1 rRNA gene is annotated in these 534 nt (G+C 58.8%); it reads right to left on the reverse strand.

Annotated features, from left to right (window positions below):
• A 23S ribosomal RNA gene (locus ACJOT3_RS34670) occupies window positions 1-434 on the reverse strand; the annotation flags it as partial.
• Between the last annotated feature and the right edge of the window lie 100 nt (window positions 435-534).

Consider the following 534-nt stretch of genomic DNA (forward strand, 5'->3'; position numbering starts at 1 on the left):
GACCAGAACCTTCACCTACGGGACTCTCACCCACTCCGGTACCGCTTCCCAACGGATTCAGCTAGCTCTGACCACAAAGTGCTCCAGGTCGGCAGACCCGGACAGACACGCCCCACAACCCCGCACACGCAACGACTGCCGTCTATCACACGCGCACGGTTTAGCCTCTTCCCCGTTCGCTCACCACTACTAGGGGAATCACTGTTGTTTACTCTTCCTACGGGTACTGAGATGTTTCACTTCCCCGCGTCACCACCAACCGCCCTATACATTCAGGCGGCGGCAACCCGACACAACTCGGGCTGGGTTTCCCCATTCGGACACCCACGGATCACAGCTCGGTTGACAGCTCCCCGTGGCCTATCGCGGCCTCCCACGTCCTTCATCGGCGCCTGGTGCCAAGGCATCCACCGTGTGCCACTATCACTTGGCCACTACAGATAACAAGATGCTCGCGCACACTATTCACAAATCAAAACACCAACCGCGTTCTCCGCTACCACTCGGGACAAACCCCTGTCCCACCCTCGAACA

Source organism: Nocardiopsis protaetiae (genome assembly GCF_045446735.1).
Taxonomy (GTDB): Bacteria; Actinomycetota; Actinomycetes; order Streptosporangiales; family Streptosporangiaceae; genus Nocardiopsis; species Nocardiopsis protaetiae.